This window comes from Ruegeria sp., from assembly GCF_965199275.1.
In the GTDB taxonomy this organism is placed as follows: domain Bacteria; phylum Pseudomonadota; class Alphaproteobacteria; order Rhodobacterales; family Rhodobacteraceae; genus Ruegeria.
Window position 1 is genome coordinate 181857 of record NZ_CBDAQX010000024.1, and the last position, 18188, is coordinate 200044.

The following is an 18188-nucleotide window of genomic DNA, read 5'->3' on the forward strand; positions in this document are numbered from 1 at the left end:
GCGCCCCTCCTCTCACGCCACCGCGTTGCGGAAGAAATACCCCGCCAGTTTCGCAACCATCGCCTCGTCGCAACTGTCGACCACGCGCACCACATAGGTGCCGCGCACCCCGATGCGCGGATCGAACCCCACCATCACCTGGCGGCCCAGATAGGGGGCGGTGAAGCCCAGGCTGGGCGGGCCTTTATAGTCGGTGTTGGGATCGCGGCGATAAAGCAGCGCGTGCTTGCCCCAGCAGCGGGCCAGGTTGGCCGCCTGGCCGGGCCGGGCGGTGTTGACCCGGGCTGAGCCGACATGGATGCGCAGCATCAACACCCGCTCCATCGCCTCGCGGCTGGCAATGCCGGAATCCCCGTCATTGGCATGGGTGGCCTTGAGCATGCGCGGATGGGTGCGCAGGGCGGCAAAGACCTCCTCGCCCATGGCGATATCGGTGGGCTTGACGATCATGCCGGTCTGCGCCGCAACGATATCCCTGAGCGGGTTGCTGTCGGCATGGGTCCATTGCGAGCTGCCCGACAGGGTGATCTTGTTGGTGTCGGGGTAATGGGCCGGATTGAACACCAGTTCCGCCACGCGCAATTCGCGCGCGATCATCAGAAGATCGGTCAGCACCATCGACGCGCGGTCGATCGGGTTCATCGCGGTGGGGGCTGTGTTGGTCACGTCATCGGCCGGGATCGCGTCATCCAGCCCGTAATCCTCCACGGACCGGGTGTCCTCGGCCGAGCTCAGATGCACCATGGCAGGCGCGGAGCGGCGCCCCACCCGGGTGGGCGGCACCGTGAAATGCTCCTCAATGGGATAGCGGTTGAACCGGTATTCGCGGCGCATCAGGGCCGCGAGGCGCGGCAGGATCAGATCGGCGATATATTCATCATTGGCATAGCCCACGGCAATGCCCGAGCGATGAAAATCCACCGGATAGGGGCTGGGCGCGGGACCGGCGGCAAAGCGCGCGCCGGGCGGCAGGTTGCCCTGACCGGGCGGGGTCGCAAAGAGCGCGGGGCCCGGAAGGCCCCCGCCCTGAATGGGCTGCCCCTGCGCGCCCCCGGCCGCAACCGGCATCAGCTACGCCGGATCGGGATGTTGAAACTGGAACATGACTGCCTCCTATGATGATTGTCAAGCAGGGCATTGATTTTGTTTGATTTTAAATTCGGCAAAATCGTCGAAGACCCAGCCGTTCTTGAGCGTGTCATAGATGATCTTGAGCAGCTTGCGGGCCGTGGCTATGATCGCCTTGCCCGCGCCACGGCGTTCCTTGATGCGCCGATAATAACTGTTGAGATATCCCGAATAGCGGATCGCGATGAGCGTACATTGCACCAGCGTGGTGCGCATGAGCTTGTTGCCGCGCTTCGTGATCCGCCCGTGATGTTCGGTTTCGTTCGAGTTACTCACCTTGGGCACGATGCCGACATAGGCGGCCAGCTTGTCCGCGTCGGAGAAGTCTTCAACCCTGCCGATCCCCGCCAGCAGGACCGCGGCAGATCGCGCACCGATCCCCTTGATGCTGGTGAGCCCCTCAAAGCCTTTCATGGCCGAGGCGGCCTCCTCGATGGCCTTGTCGATACGGTTCAGGGTCTCGGTCAGGCCGAGCGCCTGGTCCCGCAATGCCGCCAGTTCGACCTGCTCAAGCGGTGTGAAGCGGCTGAGATCCAGGTCGCGCAGGCGCTTCTTGCTGGACAACCCTTCCTTCTTCAGCTTCATGCCGTGACGGACAAACATCGCGTGGATGCCGTTCAGCAGCATGGTGCGCTGTTTGACCAGCATGTCACGCGTCCGGGTCAGCGAGGCCAGTTCGCTTTCCTGAGTGGACTTGAGCCGGGTTTCCGGCAGCATGTCCTTCGACAGGAAGAAGGCCAAAGCGCGCGCATCGTTCTTGTCGGTCTTTTTCACCGATGTGCGGATCACTTTAAACTGGCGCGGGTTGACCACAACGATCCGGCCGACACAGGGTTCCACCTCACCGCAGAACCAGGCCGTGTTGCCGGTGGCCTCGACCGCCAGTTCGTCATCCGCATCAAGGCTCTGACAGAACCGCTCAAGCGCCTGCGCGGACAGATGAAAGGTTTGGAATGTTTCCGATCCGTCCGTCTCACGCCGACAGATCGTGAAGGAATTCGTATGAAGATCGACACCTATGTAAGCCATGGCTATACTCCCTGCTCAAGGAGGCGGAGCCCCCAATGGGGCGTGAACGGCCAAACCAAGCTCCTATGCAGGATCACCGGCCAAAACCGGGCCCTATGGGGGCTGTTCGGAAACAGGCGAAAGCTAAGCTCCTCAACAGGGTCACAATGCCCTAAGACACAATTCAGCCTGAGACCTATCCGCCTCCCCGAATCCTCTAACAGATTCAGGGCGTTTGGCCGATCACAAATCATTCATACCCCCTCCTCAGATCTGTTGCGGCACGATCAGAACCCGGATCAGGTCCCCCGGCGCGTGCGCGGCTTGCAGGGCGATGCCCACCGCATGCGCGCGGGCCTGCCAGCTCACCAGAAGCCGGTCCCCGGTGGTCGCCACCGATATGCTCAGGCCCGCATCATCCGTGAGGGTGGCCTGGCCCAGGCGGTCGGCATAGCCGTCTGCCAGTTCGATCACACCGACAAGCCTGTCAGAGGCCCCCAGACCCGGGACCGCAAGGGCTGCATTCGCCGCACCCCCGTCCACGACACGCTGATGCAGACCGCCGCGCGGGGCGCGAATGCCCCGGCCTTTCGCATCGCCGCTCACCAGGGTGCCGGCGCTGAACGCGCCCCCCGCCTCCAGCATCGCAATGCCCGCAAGATGAATGTCCACCGCCCCGCCGGTCCTGGCGCCAAGATCGGCGCTGATCCCGAGCGGCAGGAAGCCCGGACCTGCCGCCTGAACCGCTTCCGCGTCGGGATCGGTGATCCGGCAGACCCGGCGCGCGGCAACACCGGCACCGGCCTTGAAGCTCTTTGTGAGCAGATACTCCATCATTGCGCCGTCTCCCCGTTTGCGGCCCGGTGGATCGCTGTGGGCAGATCAAGCGCACCGCTCTTGTCCGCCGCCATCAGCGCCCGCGCCCGGTTGGCCAGATCCTGGGTGGCCGCCGTGAACTGTGCCTCCGGTGAAACCTGTGCACCCGGCCCGCCCACCTGCGCGAATGCGGGGGCAGGGACATGCGCGGGGTGCAGGGCTGTGCCCTGCCCCAGCGGCACCCGTTGCGGCAGGGCCGAGATCAGCCCATCCAGCACCTGGGACGGGCTGAGCGCCATCGGCCGCCCGTCCACACCCGCCATAGTGATCTGGCCGCCGCCCTGATCGAGCGCGCAGAACAGCGCCGCATAGGCCTGCGCTTCCGCCGGCAATACACGCCCGGCCTGCACATGCGCCGCCACACGCGCGCTTGCGCCCCGCTCGCGATCCATGCCTTCGCGCGCCAGGCGTTCGGCCGCGATCTGCTGGCGCTCGGCAAAAAGCAGCTGGCGTTCCGAGGCCAGCTCGGCCACTTCCGCCGCATCCCGGGTCTGGGGCCCCGTCACACCACTGGCCCCCGGCGGCAGCGCCCCGGCGGGCGGCGCGGCCGCAAAAAGCGGCGGGACCGCACCCTGCGGCTGTGAGACAGGCACAAACTGTAGAGCCGGCTGCCGGGCTTGCTGAGGGGTTTGTTGGGGGAGCTGGGCCGCCTGCACCGCAAATTGCGGCGCCACATCCTGTGAAAGGGGATGGGCCTCAAGCGCACCACCCGGCTGTGCTGGCATCTGTCCTGCGGGCTGTACTTGCATCTGTTCTGCAGGCTGGGCCGTGAACCGGGCCGCCCCCGGGTCCATCACGGGCTGCATCACGGGGCTGGGTTGCGCGTCAAGCGGCAGGGCCGCAGCCTGCGGCGGCACCCTTGCGCTGGTGAAAACGGGTTGGTTCATCACACCCTCCGGTTGGGGACAGGAAAAGACAAGCACGCCATCGGCGCGCGCGGAAAACTGCGAAGGTGACAGACCTTCAATGGCCGGGCGCGATGCGCCCAGAAAGCCCAGATGCCGCAGGCGCCAGCCCGTGGACAGGGGCGCAAGCGCCACCGAGCGCGGCCCATAACGCCCCGCCTCCACCGCCGCCCGAAACCCCGCATCCAGGCGGCTCAGACGCGCCTGCAGACGATCGCCTGTCACCCGCAACCCGCTGACCCAGCCCATGGCAGGCCCGTCCGTGTCCGGATGGCCCAGCACCACAGGGGCCGGGTCGGCCCCGGCATAATCACCCACGATCGCGGCCAGATCGCCTTGCGTCCAGGTCGCGCGCCGCCCATGGGCATCGGTATGGGTGCCCGCCCGGAAAATATCGATCCACCCGTCCAGCGCGGAAAAGGCGGCAGAGGCAGCGGATGGGGCTGCGGCAGGGGCGGCGGAAACTCTCATGAGGCCCAGGCTATCAGCCACAGCCCTGCGCGTCAGCGGACCATGGTCCGCTGACGCAAGAGCCCAAACCGCGCTACCCTGAAGCGCAGACACATATACCCCGAGCGCGCCCGCCGACAGGCGCGACCATATCGGGGGGGGGCCGCTCGCGGCGGGGCGGCCCCTCCCTCCCATGTGACGAAAGCGCGCCATGCAACACCCGGAGCAACACCCGGAGCAGACCACAGAGCAGACCCCGGAGGCCATCGCCCGCGAGATCGTGGCCCGCGAGGGCGGCTATGTGGATGACCCGGACGATCCCGGCGGGCCCACCAAATGGGGCGTGACGATCCACACCATGCGCACCCTCATGCTTGATCTTGACGGCGACGGCGATGTGGATGGCGAAGATGTCAGGTGCCTCACCCAGGAGATGGCCGTCGATATCTTCCTGCGGCACTATTTTCGCGCGCCCCGCATCGACTGGCTGCCGCAGGCGCTGCACGCCAGCGTCTTCGACATGCAGGTCAACGCGGGCTCAAACGCCATCAAGATCCTCCAGCGCCTGCTGCGGCTCTGCGGCCAGGACGTCAGCGTCGATGGCGCCATCGGACCCCAGACCGCGCGGGCAGCAGACGCGCTGGCCGCACAGGGCGCGCCGCTCGCGGACGCCTATGGCATCGCCCGGCGCGATTATTACTTCCGCCTCGCCGAGCGCCGGGCGCAGTTCCGCAAATACGTGCGCCGCCGCGATGGCGGCAAGGGCGGCTGGATCCGCCGCGCGGAAGACTTCATCGCCCCGCGCTTCCATCTCTCGCAGCGCCAGTTCGAAACCCGCATTGCCACCTGGACCTGAGGAGGCCCCACATGTTCCTGCGCATCCTCTCCGGCCTCTTCGGCGGCACCCGCAATGTCGCCACCGAGGTGATCGAAACCTTCCGCCCCAATGCGGAAAGTTCCGCACAGCGCGCCGCCGATGCCAAAGCCGCCGCCCTGGCGCAGTTTGCCGCCGAGTTCGCAAGCCCGCCCGCCGGAGCCTTCGACCGCGTCGTCAACGCGCTCAACCGCCTGCCACGCCCGGTCATGGCGCTCGGCACCATCGCGCTTTTTGCCTTCGCCATGTGGGACCCCCAGGGCTTTGCCATCCGCATGACCGCGCTCGAGCTTGTTCCCGACAATCTCTGGATCATCCTGGGCATGATCATGAGCTTTTATTTCGGGGCACGCACTTTTGAGAAAATGCGCAGGTCCCGCCCGCCAAAAGACGTCGCCCGCACCCTCGAGACCATGGCCGCCATCGAAGGGCTGAGACCGGCTCAGGATCATCCATCGGGCGAAACGGCATCAGGGAAAGTGGCAGGGGAAACAGGCGCACATCACGACACCCCGGCAGAGCCCGAAGGCCACGGCACGTCAGCGGGCACTCCCGAAGCGGACAGTCGAGGCGCGACCGCCGAACCGCGCGTACCCGGCACCGGGGCAGGCACCGCCAGGCGCGAGGCCCAACAGCCCCGCAAAACCACAGGCAATGCCGCCCTTGATGAATGGCTGGCCGGAACGGCGTGAGAAGACACGATTGAGGCGGCCGACCGGTTCCTCGATGTCCGAGCGGCGGTCTGTGATCTCGACGTGAAAATCAACTGTCCGATTCAGAAATGTGCGAACTGCTTTGTTCACTTTGCAGATCTGGAGCGGACCTTTCCTGTTCGACAGCGTCCATGGATAGCAATGAAAATGCTTCCAGCGCGATAACATCCTGTACTGTCTCGATATCCGTGCCGTTTTGATATGCAGTTTCCTTGATCGCCAATTCAGTTTCGCGCGGCGGCTCCCATTCCAACTTCACATAATCGAAGCACATTTGCTGAACGTCGTAGTTCGTCATTTCCTCCGTGATTTTGTCGCGGAGTTCGCCGAGAAGTTTGGTTGCGATCACGCTTGCCTCAATCTCCTTGAAAAGCCTCTCGCCAAATGGCGTCAACTGCAAAGGGCTTCCCGGTGCCACCCCTCGCGGCGGCGGCAGCCGTGACAGAATGTTGTCCAGCTTATCCCTGACCTCCGCCATAAAGGCTTTGAAGGACTTGCGGTCTGCATTCACGGAGCCGATCCATATGCCCGCGCCGCAAAGGAAGGCCAGTAATGTAACGCTGACAGCTATCCATGTCGGATCAAAATCGCCCATCAATTTCTCCTTCCGATTCAGATTCCCCCACGTTTACAGCTTATGTCCCCGTGAATCTCACCGCAACCATCGCCCGAAGGGGCCAACACTTCGCCGTGAATGTCAGCGGACCATGGTCCGCTGCAAGACGGGCGGCGCGCGCTTTCTCTACCTGCAGCGCACAAGCTTTGGCGGCAAGGTCACCGGGCGCAGCTTCGGGGTCAGCAAGGAGCGGCCCGCGCGCTTCAACCTCACAACGCTGGAGCCCCTGCTGGAAGACCTGCACACCCGCCTGGCAGGGGTCGTGATCGAATGCCTGGACTGGGAGGCCTTCATTGCCCGCTATGACGCGCCGGGCACGCTCTTCTATCTCGACCCGCCCTACCTGGGCCATGAGGGCGATTATGGCCCGCACATGTTCGCGCGCGCCGATTTTGCGCGCATGGCGGAATTGCTGAAAGGCATCAAGGGAAGGTTCATCCTGTCGATCAATGACCGGGCAGAGATCCGCGAGATCTTCGCATGGGCCGATTGCGAAGAGGTCGAGACGCGCTATTCGGCCAATGCAAAGGCCAGCAAGCGGGTCAGCGAGTTGCTGATCTCAGGCGGCGGGTGAGGCACTGCTGGAGTTCAAGCCATTGATGAAGGCTAATTCGCGCGGCACTCAAGACGCCATTGATACTTGCAACCGCCCGCACCATCGTCTGTGTCGTCGAGAAATATCTGCGTCCACGGGCCTTTTGCAGACGATGTGCTCCACCCGCTACAAGTTTCCGCTTCCGGATATTGAGGCTTGCACTGATTTGGTGATTTAGCCACCTCCCGAAAACACACCCTGCAAGCCTCAAGCTTCGGTGCGATCTTTTTGTCGAAATCGCTGATGACCTGTTTCATCTCTCGATCAGATACCGCGCCCAGGGCTTCAGCCATTTTGCCGTTGGACAATAAATTTGCGGCGGCGGTGAGCAGCCCAAAAAACACCGTTGCCAATACTGCACTTATCGCGCCGTTAATAGCGCCGTTAATAATTCGGTTGCTGTCCATATCCCCATCCTCATCACTGATTCGCCGTTTGATCCTATCATCACCCCCCCACCACAACGGCCTTCTCCGGCCCGAACCAGATCACCCGGCCCAGGATGTGATCCCCCGGCCCGACCGGGCGCGGCGGGTAGCCCTCAGGGTTGTCGCTGGTCATGATCCATTCCCCCGTGCCCCCGTGCCCCTTCTGTCTGAGCCGCTTGACCACAAGACCGGTCCCGGTGCGGATTACGAAAGCCGTGCCCTCGCGCGCCTCCCGGTCGCCGTGATCGATCACCAGGATATCGCCCGAGCGAATCGTGGGGTGCATTGATGTGCCCTCGGCGCGGAGCGCAATGGCGCGCTCGGGCTTCAGGCCCGGTGGCAGGGCCTCGCTCGGAATGCTTAAGTTCATTTCCGTTTCCTCGAACACCTCTTCGCCCGCACCCGCCGCCGCGCGCACGTCGCCGGCAAAGGGCAGACTGATTCGGGTCTCGTCCTCGTCCGGTGCGGGCGGCAGGCGGGCGGCAAGCGCATCCAGCTTGGCTTCCAGATCGTCCTTCAGGGACCGCGTCTCGGACTTGAGCGCGCGCGCCACCTTCCGCTCCAGCGCCGCCACGGGCGTGGCATGGGCCGTGCCCCGGGTGGCAATCTTTGCCTCCATCGCTTTCAGCACCGCATCCGCGCTTGCGCCCTCGGGCAGGCCCAGCATGTCGGTGATCGCCTTCGGCACCCGCTCCACAGGGGCGACATTTGATCCCTCGGGTGGCGCGGCGGGGGCAGGCGCTTTCGGGTCGGGGATATATTCGGCCCCTTCCGTACCCGGCTTGCCCCGGAACACCGCCACCACCGGGTAGACCTCGCGGATGCCCGCCGGCAGCCGCTCCTCGTCAAAGCTCTGCTGCTCGCCGTCGCGTTTGGGAAGCCAGCCCCGGAGCTTGAGGGAACCGGTTTCTGTCTTTTCCACCAGACGCTTGATCGCCGCGCGCCCCTGAAAATCCAGTATCCAGACCCGGTCCCCGTCCCGCACCTCACGGCCCGGCGAAACAAGACACACGCAGCCCCCGTCGATGCCTTCGGGGATCATCGACTGCCCCGTGGCCGAAACCCAGAAAGCGTCATCGTCCATGATATCCTCCGGTCTGGGCAGGGGGTCGCGCAAGGGCTGGCTCTTCGACCAGCCCTGCACCGAGCAGGTGGCCAGCCCCCGGTGCGGCAGGGTCGCCTCGGTGAAGGCGCTCCAGTTCGGCGCGCGCGGCAGGCCGACAGGCGCACCATCGCGCGGCGGGCCGATCTGAAACTGAATACCGAGAGCATTACAAATTTGTTCTACGCGTGTCAGCCCTGGGTCGCGCCCATCCAAAACATTCTGAAGGCTTCGCACTGGAAGACCGGCACGAAGAGCCGCGCCTCTAACTGATTCATCATTTTGGGTTAGCGCCCCTCGTATTTCTTCAATCAAAATCGTTCTTGCATCCATGAGTGCATTTTCTGGCACGGCTTTTATGAGTCGCCAATGTGCAATATATGGCCTATTGACATACTGGCCAAATTTAGCACATATAGGCCATATGTTGCACACAACGATATGCGAACTGATTGAGCGACTTGCCGCTCATCGAGATCTCAGCCCACACACTGTCGGGCGGTTAGCTTCTGGTTCCGGTGACTTCTACGATCGTCTGAAACGCGGCCACGATCTGACCACCCGCCGCGCCGCTCGCGTCACCCAGTGGTTTTCCGACCACTGGCCTGCGGACTTGGCCTGGCCCTCTGACATCCCGCGCCCCGCACCGACGCCGGGCTCGCCTGCTGCGGAGGCGGCTGCATGAGCGGGCGCTGCGATCACTGCGGCGGCGGCCCTGCGGGCGTCTACGAGCTGGCGCTGATCCGGGTGGATGATCACCTGATGGAGCCCGACGCCGTGGCCTGCGCGCGCATGACAGCACTTTGCGCACCGTGCCGGGACGCGCTGGCCACCCGCGTGGCGGGCCTCTTGCCGGTCTGGGAGGGCGGCGGGGACGGCACGCCCGGGCCGCAAGCGGAGGGCCTGTCATGATCTCCCCCACGCCCGCCTCCCGCTATGAACAAGGACAAGACTGCATGATCACCACACTCTTCGACAGGCAACAATACATCTGTGGCGTGGATGTTCTGGCAACCCGGAAAGACCCGGTGGAACGCCTTGCGACCCGCAAGGTCATCGCCGCCTTTGCCACCGCATCTTCGGACCTTGGCGTGTTCTGGATTGAGTACGATCTCTCCGGGGCGGGTATCGAGATAAACGACTATGATCGTGCGTTCATTCGCCGGATCGCGGGTTTGCCCACTGCTCAATCGTCCCGCGATCCTGATCCTCATTCCGGCCCGGGGGCAGCAGCTTAATGGCGTCATCAACAGAAATCGCGCCCGAAAGCAGGCCTGCCCTGACCACAGCCATGAGGGGGCGCATAATGCTCATGATCGTTTCAAAATCCCGATTGCCGGCCTCACTTATACGCCGGTCGATCTCCGTCATTAACATGTATTTTTCCGCATCCATTTATCTCTCCATCGGTTGGTTTGCATCTCCGATGGAACCGGCGGCGGGACCAGGCGTTACGCCCGGTCCTGCCAAAGCGGAGGGTCTGTCATGATCCGCCCGCCCGACACCCCTGCAGCAACGAGGTAACGGCCATGCATAACCATCCTACTCCGAATCTTGACGAGATTGCCGATCCGGCTGATCGGCTGATCAATGTGCTCGTCGACGAGATGGATTGCAGGGGGCCGATCGCCGCCGCGCTCAGGGTGACGTTTTCTCGCCGCCAGAAACAAGATCACGAATTTGATCAATGAGGCTGATCGTGACCCTCATCTCCAGTTCATCCCAGGCGTCTTCGGGGCTGACGCTCCGAATGGTGCGCTCCATATCGTTGAGTTTTTCCGCAAATACCTCCGCTGATAGCGCGCCGCTGTCGATCAGGGAGGCAATCAGCGCGATCAGTAAATGGTGTGTGCTTCGGGCTGAGCGGCTTGCGACCTTGGCGATTATTTCGGCGTTATCTGGATCCATCTTTTCCTCCATCGGTTGGTTTGCATCTCCGATGGTACCGGCGGCGGGGGAGGGCGTCACGCCTGACCCGGCCGCCACCCCTGACCGGTTACTCCCTGGCTCTGCGCGCCCGCCTGTAGCGCGCAGCACCTGCCCCCACGGCCCTGTCCGTGGAGGCCTTCTTGCCCGGCTCGTCCGCGCCCTGGACGATCACTGGCTGAGCGATCTCATTGGCGCGGTCTCGCTGTTCGGGGCACTCTGGGTTCTGCTGGTGCTTGCCTGGGCGGTGAGCCCATGAGCGCCGCCTCCGATTTCCGGCAATTGCGCCGCGCCCTTGCGGAGGCGGGCCGGTCGATCGGCCCGGCCGAACCCTGCGGCCGCATGGATGCCCGCACCGCCAAAGCCACCTTGGGCGGACTGCGCAAGGCGGCGGCCCTTGGCGCAGAGCTTGAAGCCTGCGGCGCGATGGCCCGCGCAGAGGCGGCGCTCACCGGCGTGATGGCGTTTGAGACGGGCGACAGGATCGGGCGCGAGGCGGACGACAAGACCGCCCCCGAAACACTCCCCGAGATAACCCCGGAAACATCCCCTGCGACGGGGCACGCACCCGTCCCGCAAAGCGACACACCGCCCCTTTCGCGCGCGGAGCTGCGCGCCCTGCTCAGCGAGCTTGCGCCGCTGCCGCATCTGCCGGGCGGGCAGGACCGCGCGCTGGCGCGGATTGTCCTGGTGAGCGCCCATGTGGCCGGGCTGGAGGCGGATGCGCTGCGCGGGGGTTTCAAGGATCGGGAGGTTGCACAGGCGCGGCAGATGGCCATGTGCCTGTGCGCTGCCCTCACGCAAGCCACGTATGGGCGCATCGGTGCGGCCCTTGGCGGGCGCGATCATAAGGCGGTGACCCGTGGCATTGCCCGGGCGCAGGCGCGCATCGAGGCCTGTGATGGGGCGGCGCTGATGGTGGCGGAGGTGCTTGCGCATCTCAACGAGACCCCTGCGGGTGGCGGTGCGCCCTGTGGGGGAGGGCGCTCATGATGCATGCGGCGCGCCTCTCCCGCTCCCCGCGCCTGCAGCGCCTGCACGCGTTTTTGCGCGACGGGCGGGAGCACTCGACGCGCGAGATCGTGACGGGGGCGGATGTCTGCGCCGTGAATGCGGCCGTGGCGGAATTGCGCGCCAACGGCGCGGAGATTGCCTGCCGCCAGGGTATCGATCCGATGACGATGGAGCGCATCTTTCTCTACCGGCTTGTGAGGCCGGTCCCGCCACCGGCTCAAGGGGCGCCCGAACGCGCCCCCGTGTTGCCGGAACCCGAAGATCAGCAAGGCCACACTGGAAAAGAGGACGCGCAATGATTGAGCCCCGCGAACAGATAGAGGCGCGCCTTGATGCCGAATGGGAAGAGAAGGGTCTTTCGATTGTGGCGCGCGAAAGGGCGTTCGACCGTGGCCTTGACGGCATTGCCTGGGAGATGGGTGACTGGGTTGCCGAGCGCCCGACGGCCTATGGCGACATGACGCGGCTGGCGGAAAAGCTGGACGTGCCTTTGGGCACATTGAAGAACCGCGCCTCGGTGGCGCGGCGGATCGAACCGTCCCGACGCCGGGACGAACTGAGCTGGTCGCATCATGCCGAAGTGGCGGGGCTGGAGCCGGAAGAGGGCGACGCGGTTCTGGCCGAGGCCTCGCTTTACAACTGGTCCGTGGACCGGCTGCGCGGCGTGATGGCGGAGCGCTCCGCAAGGGGCCGTGCCGAGCGTGAAAACGCGCGACTGAAGGCGGAGATCGAGGCGCTGAAGGCCGAGCGGGCGGGGCCCGATGCGGCGCGGCGCGTGGTTGATGGTGTGCGCGCCGATATCGAGGCAGGCCTTGATATGGTGGAGGAGGGTTATCGCCGCATTCTCGCTGCGACGGAATCGGAGGATCTTGCGGTCGCGGTTGCAAGTCTGCACGGCAATGCACGCCGCCGCCTGGCCCCGTCACTGGAGGCCCTGATCGGACGGGCGCTGGAGGAGAGGGTTACGAAGCTGGCCGGAAAAGTCAGCGCGTCGCTCACCCGCCTGGCGACGGATGCAAACCGTCACGACGCCATGACGGTTGATGACGCCACCCCGGAACAAGCCGGCCCCTTGCCGGCAGGGATTTCAGGCCATAGCCCATGACATTCGCACCACCCAAACCCGCCATATCGCCAAACCCGCCCCCTGCAGCACCCCTGCAAGGCGCCCGCACGACCCCCTGCCTGTCCAATTCAAAACCCGCTAAAGGGGCTCTCAAGGCCCCCTCAAAGACCCGTTCAGGCACGGTGCCTTCCGCCGGTCTTCCGTCTCGTTCAGACGCACCCCCGAGCGCACCCCGCTCGTCTGCCGCACTGGCGCAGGCGCGGATGCGGCTCGATGCGGTGGCGGCCTCCGAGCGATTGATAGCCACAGGGATAGCGCGGGCGGATGCGGATGCCCGGGCCGCGCGCGAGGCCGGGGTGACAGGTGACACCGTGCGCCGCTGGCGTTTGACCTGCCAGGGCCTGGCACCCGAGGCGCGGCTGGCGGTGCTGACCGACCGGCCCGGGCGCGGGCGCTGCGGGCCGCTCAGTGACGCGCAGATGCGCGACTGCGCCCTTGCGCTGATCCATGAGCACGGGGGACACCTGACCGCCTCCCATGTGCAGCGGGTGCTGAAGGCGCGCTATGGCAAGGCGCCGTCCTTGCGCGCGACACAACGCTGGCTGAAGGCCTGGCGGGGCGATGCGGAGAACGCCCGTGCGCTCTCGGCCGTCTCTGATCCTGACGGGCATCGCGCGCGGCTGGCCCCTGCGCTTGGGTGCGCGGCGGCGGAAGTGCGCGCGCCCAACGCGCTCTGGGAACTGGATTCGACGCCTGCGGATGTGATCTGCACCGACGGGCGGCATACGATCGTGGGGGCCATTGATGTCTGGGCGCGCCGGGCGAAGGTTCTGGTGGTGCCCACCAGCCGGGCAACGGCGATCTGCGCGCTCCTGCGGCGCTGCCTTGTCGACTGGGGCGTGCCGGAGGTGGCGCGCACCGATGAGGGCCGGGACTACACCTCGCGCCATCTCACCCGGGTGCTCTCGGACCTGGGCATCCAGCATGACATCTGCCCGCCCTATACGCCCGAGGCAAAACCTTATATCGAGCGCTTTTTCGGCACGATGACGCGCGATCTCTTTGCCTTCCTGCCGGGCTTTACCGGCCATGACGTGATGGACCGCAAGAAGCTTGAGGCAAAAAAGTCCATGTCCCAGAGACGCGGCACGGACGCGGCCGAGACCTTTGACATCGCGCTTTCCGGGGCGGAGCTGCAGCGCAAATGCGACATCTGGGTCGAGGCCATCTATGGGCGCCGCGCCCATGGCGGCACCGGCGGGAGCCCTTTTCAGCGCATGGCGGCTTGGGCGGAGCCGCTGAGAAAGATCAGCGATCCGCGCGCGCTTGATCCGCTGCTGGCCGAGCCGGTGAGCCGCTCGGGAGACGGGCCGCGCCGCACCATTTCCAAGCACGGCCTTTCGGTGGGGGGTATCTGGTACATGGCCCCGGAGATGGGCACCCGCGTGGGCGAGCGCGTGGAGCTGCGCTATGACCCTGCCGATCCCGCGCGTCTTTTCGTGTTTTCGCCTGAGGGGCGGTTTCTCTTCATGGCCGAGGACCCCGCGCGCACCGGGGCTGATCTGGCTCGTATTGCGGCGCAGGCGAAAACCCGGGCCCGCAAGGCCGACAGGGCCGCCCGCAAGGACGCCCGCGATCTGGCCCGCGCCCACAATCCCAAGGGGGCGATGGAGGATGTGCTCAGCGCGTCTGAGGAGGCGGCGGGCAAGGTGATCGCCTTTTCCAGCACCGGGGCACGGGCGGATCAACCCCACGAGACGCCGGCACTCAAGGAGGCCGGCAAGGCGGCCGAGGCGCGTGATGGCGCAGGCGCAGGCGGGTCTGCGGGCAGCGGCCCACCCAAAGCCTCCCGCCGGACGGCCGGGGGCGCCAGCCCCGCGCTGGAGGCGGCCGCGAAACTGTTTCTGGATGAAGACATCTGAGAGAGGAGAAGCCCCCGATGGAACCGGCAGAAAACATCACACCCCTTGCGCGTGAGGCGCGCGGGAAGTCTGCGAACCCCGATCCCGCTTCTGCCGCCCTCGATCCCGCCCCCGCCCCGGCGGAGCTGCGGGCGCGGGTGGAGGCGGAAATGGCCGCCTTTGGCCTGTCGCGCGCCAGGGCTGCGGCCGAGATCGGTCCCGGGGTCAGCGCCCCCACGCTCTCAAGCTGGCTGAACGGCAGCTATGGCGGCGACAATGACGCCGTGGAGGCGCGGATCGGGCGCTGGCTTGATACCCGCGCCGAGCGCGCCGCCCATGCCTTTGGCGGGGCCCGGCTCGATGCCCATGCCGAGACCTGTGCCACGCGGGCGGTCAGTGCCGCCCTGGCCTATGCGCAGGCCGCCGGCGATCTGGCGCTGATCCACGGCCCCTCGGGGCGCGGCAAGACCTGGGCGGCCGAGACCCATTGCGCGGGCCGGGCGCAGGCGATCTGGCTGCGCGCCTCGCCGACGCTCACGACCCTGCCCCGGCTGCTTTCGCGGCTCGGCACAGCCCTTGGCGCGGGGGCACGCCCGACCCATTCCATGGAGGCCGAGCAGGCGATTGTGGCCGGCCTTGAGGGGCGCGGCGCGCTCATCGTGGTCGATGAGGCGCATCATCTGCGCGCACCCCTGCTTGATGAGCTCCGCTGCATTCGCGACATGGCCGGCTGCGGGCTGGCGCTCATCGGCGATGACACCATCCGCATGACGCTGGCGCGCTGTCCGCAGGTGACGGGGCGGATCGGCATGCGGGTCGATCTCAAGGCGCTGGCCCGCGACGATGTGGCCGCCATTGCCGCAGGGCCCCTGGGACGCAAACCGGGCGCCCGCGAGATGAAACATCTGATCGCCGCCGCCGCAGGCCCCGGCGGGCTGCACGGGTTGCGCCGCCATCTGGCGCGGGCCTGGATGATCGCGCGCGGGGCCGGGCGCGAGGCGATCTCCGAGGCGGATATCGAAGCGGCGGCGGGAGAGCTGTCATGAGCGTAGAGGAGCTGATCGAACGGCTCTCTGAGCTGCCCGCCCATGAGGAGGTCTGGATCGCCGACATCCCGGGCGGCTTTCACGAGATCGAGGCGGTCGGGCTGGAAGACGGGCTGCCGGCGATCTTCGCGCATGTGGATTTTGAGGACGCGGCCGAGGGCTGACGGCGGATGCAAAAGACCCCCTGCAACAGTCAACACATCGAAAGGACATGTTATGGCACAGACAAACCCGCATCCCGACAGGGGCCCCGAGGCCCGGATCGACCAGGGCTGTGACCCGGAGAGCGAAGCCGGTCCCGTATCTCTGGGCCTGCCGCCGCTGAACTGGATCGATGCGGCCACGGTGGACATTGATGGTGCGCGCTACATGCGCGACGCACAAGGGCGCCTGACGCCGCTCGAGATGGTGCGCCCGCAGGACCAGTTGCAGGATGAGATGGTGCGCCGGGTCATTCATTTTGCCGGTGATCTCTCGGGGCAGATCGGGCGGTTCCGGTCCCATTGCTTTGATGAGATCGGCGGGTTTGATGCGATCCTGGAGGCCGAATATGGCGGCCATAGCCGCCGCTCGGTCAAGGGCAACCGCACCTATATGTCCTATGACGGCACGATGAAGGTGCAGGTGCAGATCGCCGATCGCATCGCCTTCGGCCCCGAATTGCAGGTGGCGCGCGACCTGGTGGAGGAATGCCTGGCCGAATGGGCCGAGGGCAGCCGCGCCGAGATCCGCACCATCGTCTCCCACGCCTTCCAGGTCGACAAGGAGGGCGAGATCGCGCGCGCCGGCATCTACAGCCTGCTGCGGCTCGATATCGCGGACGGGCGCTGGCGCAGGGCGATGGAAGCGATCCGCGATGCGATGCGGGTGGTGGGTTCGAAAACCTATATGCGCTGTTATCGCCGCGCCACCCCCGATGCGGCCTGGGAGCCGATCAGCATCGATCTGGCCAAGGCGGGCTGAGCGGTGGCGGTCTTTGGCACCCGCATGACGCGCGACCCGCTCTCCGCCGAGGCGCGCAGGCTCATCGACGCGGCGGTGGCGGCCGGGCGGATCAGGCATATCCCCGAGGGGGTCTCCGGTCTGCCCGTCACGCACCTGCCGATGAAGGCGCCCGAACACAAAGCGCAGCGGATGCGGATCGCGCGGCGGCAGAAGAGGTTCGAACGCGCGGCGCGCAAAGCGCAGGGCGGGGCGGCGGTGACATGACCCGCACCCGCCGATATGCCGAAGGGGACTGCGCCCGGCTGATGCGCGGGGCGCACGGGGCCTGCCGCGCCCTCGGGCTCGATGCGGACGCACGCCATGATGTGCAACTGGCTGTGACCGGCAAGGCGTCGATGCGGGACATGTCCGCCCGCGACCTGGTCCTGCTGCTGGCCCATCTCAACACGCTGCAGGGTGAGGCGCGGTCCGGTGCAACCGGTCATCCGTCCAGTGGACGGATGAAGCGCCGAACGGGCGGAGCCCCGGATGGCACAGGGGGCGGCCACAGGGGCGGAGCCCCGGATGGCACAGGGGGCGGCCACAGGGGCGGAGCCCCGGATGGCACAGGGGGCGGCCACAGGGGCGGTCAGAAGGGCGCCAGCGCGGCCCACCGGGACAGCCACAGCGGCGCAAACCCCCACCCCAAAGCCAAAAGGGGCGACGTGCGCCTCATTCACGCGCTCTGGGGCGAACTGGGGCGCCGGGGCGCGCTGAAACGCCCGGGCCGCGCCGGGCTCAACGCCTTCATCCGCGCGCGCTTCGGGGCGCATTGGGCCTTTGTGCCCCTCGATGTGGATGCGCTGACCGATACGGGCTGCATCACCGATGTGATCCGGTCGCTGCGCGCGATGCTGGCCCGCTCCGGGCCCGCACCGGAGGAGGGCGCATGACCGGGTCGCTGCATGTCACCGATCACGCGGTGCTGCGCTGGCTCGAGCGCAGCTGGGGTGTGGATGTGGAGGGGCTGAGGGCGCGGATTGCGGCGCAGGTGCCGGGCGCGGAGGCCGCCATGCGCACCTTTGGCGAGGGCGCGGTGATCCGCGAGGGCCTGCGGTTTCATCTGCGGCGCACGGCAGATGGCACGGTCGCACTCGTCACCATAACCAGCGCCCAGGCCGGGCCGATCTCGAACCGCGCCGAACGGCTGAGCCTGCGGCACCAAAGGAGCGCCCACCGGAGACCTGACCATTGACCCGCCCGCATCAGACTTGCGCATCCGCGCCCCTGCCGGCCTCCCTGGCCGAGATTGCCGATCACGCCGGGCGCGAGGCAGCACTTGCCATCGCGCTGGAACATGGCGGGCGGAGCTGGCGGGTGCCCGCGCGCGATCAAAGCCCCGAGGGCCAGGCCCTGATCGCCCTTCTGGGTCACGCACCTGCACAGGCGCTCATGCAGGGCTGTGGCGGTCATGTGCTGGAGGTGCCGCTGGCGCGCCGCGCGGTGGTGCTGTGGCTGACAGGGCGCGGCCTGGGAACAGGCGAGATCGCCCGCGCCTTGCGTATTGCAACCGGCACCGTGCGGCGCTACCGGCGCGAGGCGCGCGCGCGATGAAT

General features: G+C 66.4%; 24 protein-coding genes. 16 read left to right on the forward strand and 8 right to left on the reverse strand.

The features are described 5' to 3' along the window. Positions 1–12: 12 nt before the first annotated feature. From ACOERD_RS25735 to ACOERD_RS25750, 4 genes are all read right to left on the reverse strand, one after another. Positions 13–1068: a hypothetical protein gene (locus ACOERD_RS25735; protein WP_419737933.1), complete on the reverse strand. Its 1056-nt coding sequence runs from the start codon at positions 1066–1068 to the stop codon at positions 13–15. Positions 1069–1125: 57 nt separating this feature from the next. Then, positions 1126–2157, reverse strand: coding sequence for an IS110 family transposase (locus tag ACOERD_RS25740; RefSeq protein WP_419737613.1), 1032 nt, complete (start codon positions 2155–2157; stop codon positions 1126–1128). Positions 2158–2403: 246 nt separating this feature from the next. Then, positions 2404–2973, reverse strand: coding sequence for a hypothetical protein (locus ACOERD_RS25745; RefSeq protein ID WP_419740181.1), 570 nt, complete (start codon positions 2971–2973; stop codon positions 2404–2406). Continuing rightward, the gene (locus tag ACOERD_RS25750) at positions 2970–4388 is read right to left on the reverse strand and encodes a hypothetical protein (protein WP_419740180.1); all 1419 of its coding nucleotides are present in this window, start codon (positions 4386–4388) and stop codon (positions 2970–2972) included. Before ACOERD_RS25750 ends, ACOERD_RS25745 begins: the two co-directional genes overlap by 4 nt. 190 nt (positions 4389–4578) lie before the next feature. On the opposite strand from ACOERD_RS25750, the gene ACOERD_RS25755 reads away from it, so the two are divergent. Both ACOERD_RS25755 and ACOERD_RS25760 read left to right on the forward strand, forming a co-directional pair. Then, positions 4579–5223 carry a holin-associated N-acetylmuramidase gene (locus ACOERD_RS25755; protein ID WP_419737930.1) on the forward strand — a complete coding sequence of 215 codons (645 nt, stop codon included), beginning with the start codon at positions 4579–4581 and terminating at the stop codon, positions 5221–5223. 11 nt (positions 5224–5234) lie between these two features. Further along, positions 5235–5933, forward strand: a complete 699-nt coding sequence (locus ACOERD_RS25760) for a 3TM-type holin (RefSeq protein ID WP_419739128.1) — start codon at positions 5235–5237, stop codon at positions 5931–5933. A gap of 70 nt (positions 5934–6003) precedes the next feature. On the opposite strand, the gene ACOERD_RS25765 is transcribed toward ACOERD_RS25760, so the two are convergent. Then, positions 6004–6549 carry a hypothetical protein gene (locus ACOERD_RS25765; RefSeq protein ID WP_419740177.1) on the reverse strand — a complete coding sequence of 182 codons (546 nt, stop codon included), beginning with the start codon at positions 6547–6549 and terminating at the stop codon, positions 6004–6006. 112 nt (positions 6550–6661) lie between these two features. Between ACOERD_RS25765 and ACOERD_RS25770 the strand changes: the two genes are divergently transcribed. Further along, on the forward strand, positions 6662–7144 hold the full coding sequence (locus ACOERD_RS25770; RefSeq protein ID WP_419739073.1) for a DNA adenine methylase: 483 nt from the start codon (positions 6662–6664) through the stop codon (positions 7142–7144). Between the two features lie 32 nt (positions 7145–7176). On the opposite strand, the gene ACOERD_RS25775 is transcribed toward ACOERD_RS25770, so the two are convergent. Both ACOERD_RS25775 and ACOERD_RS25780 read right to left on the reverse strand, forming a co-directional pair. Then, positions 7177–7572: a hypothetical protein gene (locus ACOERD_RS25775; protein WP_419737810.1), complete on the reverse strand. Its 396-nt coding sequence runs from the start codon at positions 7570–7572 to the stop codon at positions 7177–7179. Between the two features lie 40 nt (positions 7573–7612). After that, positions 7613–8911 carry a S24 family peptidase gene (locus tag ACOERD_RS25780; protein WP_419740927.1) on the reverse strand — a complete coding sequence of 433 codons (1299 nt, stop codon included), beginning with the start codon at positions 8909–8911 and terminating at the stop codon, positions 7613–7615. Between the two features lie 465 nt (positions 8912–9376). Between ACOERD_RS25780 and ACOERD_RS25785 the strand changes: the two genes are divergently transcribed. Together ACOERD_RS25785 and ACOERD_RS25790 are read left to right on the forward strand one after the other, a co-directional pair. Continuing rightward, positions 9377–9607, forward strand: a complete 231-nt coding sequence (locus ACOERD_RS25785; protein WP_419738680.1) for a hypothetical protein — start codon at positions 9377–9379, stop codon at positions 9605–9607. A gap of 44 nt (positions 9608–9651) precedes the next feature. After that, the gene (locus tag ACOERD_RS25790) at positions 9652–9933 is read left to right on the forward strand and encodes a hypothetical protein (RefSeq protein WP_419738681.1); all 282 of its coding nucleotides are present in this window, start codon (positions 9652–9654) and stop codon (positions 9931–9933) included. Positions 9934–10333: 400 nt separating this feature from the next. On the opposite strand, the gene ACOERD_RS25795 is transcribed toward ACOERD_RS25790, so the two are convergent. Continuing rightward, a complete protein-coding gene (locus tag ACOERD_RS25795) occupies positions 10334–10603 on the reverse strand; it encodes a hypothetical protein (RefSeq protein ID WP_419737805.1) in 270 nt (89 codons plus the stop codon). Between the two features lie 273 nt (positions 10604–10876). Here ACOERD_RS25795 and ACOERD_RS25800 point away from each other — a divergent pair, with 273 nt between their 5' ends. The 11 genes from ACOERD_RS25800 to ACOERD_RS25850 are packed head-to-tail and all read left to right on the forward strand — an operon-like array spanning position 10877 to position 18186. After that, complete coding sequence (locus ACOERD_RS25800) at positions 10877–11614, forward strand: helix-turn-helix domain-containing protein (protein ID WP_419737804.1); 738 nt, start codon at positions 10877–10879, stop codon at positions 11612–11614. After that, positions 11611–11934 (forward strand): hypothetical protein, encoded by a 324-nt coding sequence (locus tag ACOERD_RS25805; RefSeq protein WP_419737803.1) that lies wholly within the window; start codon positions 11611–11613, stop codon positions 11932–11934. The genes ACOERD_RS25800 and ACOERD_RS25805 overlap by 4 nt, the downstream gene beginning before the upstream one ends. Beyond that, complete coding sequence (locus ACOERD_RS25810; protein ID WP_419737802.1) at positions 11931–12740, forward strand: hypothetical protein; 810 nt, start codon at positions 11931–11933, stop codon at positions 12738–12740. Before ACOERD_RS25805 ends, ACOERD_RS25810 begins: the two co-directional genes overlap by 4 nt. Continuing rightward, positions 12737–14623, forward strand: a complete 1887-nt coding sequence (locus ACOERD_RS25815) for a Mu transposase C-terminal domain-containing protein (protein WP_419740928.1) — start codon at positions 12737–12739, stop codon at positions 14621–14623. Before ACOERD_RS25810 ends, ACOERD_RS25815 begins: the two co-directional genes overlap by 4 nt. Positions 14624–14640: 17 nt before the next feature. Further along, a complete protein-coding gene (locus ACOERD_RS25820) occupies positions 14641–15648 on the forward strand; it encodes an AAA family ATPase (protein ID WP_419738683.1) in 1008 nt (335 codons plus the stop codon). Next, positions 15645–15812 carry a hypothetical protein gene (locus tag ACOERD_RS25825; RefSeq protein ID WP_419737798.1) on the forward strand — a complete coding sequence of 56 codons (168 nt, stop codon included), beginning with the start codon at positions 15645–15647 and terminating at the stop codon, positions 15810–15812. Before ACOERD_RS25820 ends, ACOERD_RS25825 begins: the two co-directional genes overlap by 4 nt. A gap of 52 nt (positions 15813–15864) precedes the next feature. Continuing rightward, the gene (locus ACOERD_RS25830) at positions 15865–16611 is read left to right on the forward strand and encodes a DUF3164 family protein (protein ID WP_419737797.1); all 747 of its coding nucleotides are present in this window, start codon (positions 15865–15867) and stop codon (positions 16609–16611) included. Positions 16612–16635: 24 nt separating this feature from the next. Continuing rightward, on the forward strand, positions 16636–16857 hold the full coding sequence (locus tag ACOERD_RS25835) for a hypothetical protein (RefSeq protein ID WP_419738334.1): 222 nt from the start codon (positions 16636–16638) through the stop codon (positions 16855–16857). Then, a complete protein-coding gene (locus ACOERD_RS25840) occupies positions 16854–17525 on the forward strand; it encodes a hypothetical protein (protein WP_419738333.1) in 672 nt (223 codons plus the stop codon). Before ACOERD_RS25835 ends, ACOERD_RS25840 begins: the two co-directional genes overlap by 4 nt. Further along, the gene (locus ACOERD_RS25845; RefSeq protein ID WP_419738332.1) at positions 17522–17827 is read left to right on the forward strand and encodes a hypothetical protein; all 306 of its coding nucleotides are present in this window, start codon (positions 17522–17524) and stop codon (positions 17825–17827) included. Before ACOERD_RS25840 ends, ACOERD_RS25845 begins: the two co-directional genes overlap by 4 nt. Further along, entirely contained in the window at positions 17824–18186 is a 363-nt protein-coding gene (locus ACOERD_RS25850; protein WP_419738331.1) for a hypothetical protein, read from the forward strand. The genes ACOERD_RS25845 and ACOERD_RS25850 overlap by 4 nt, the downstream gene beginning before the upstream one ends. Positions 18187–18188: the final 2 nt, after the last annotated feature.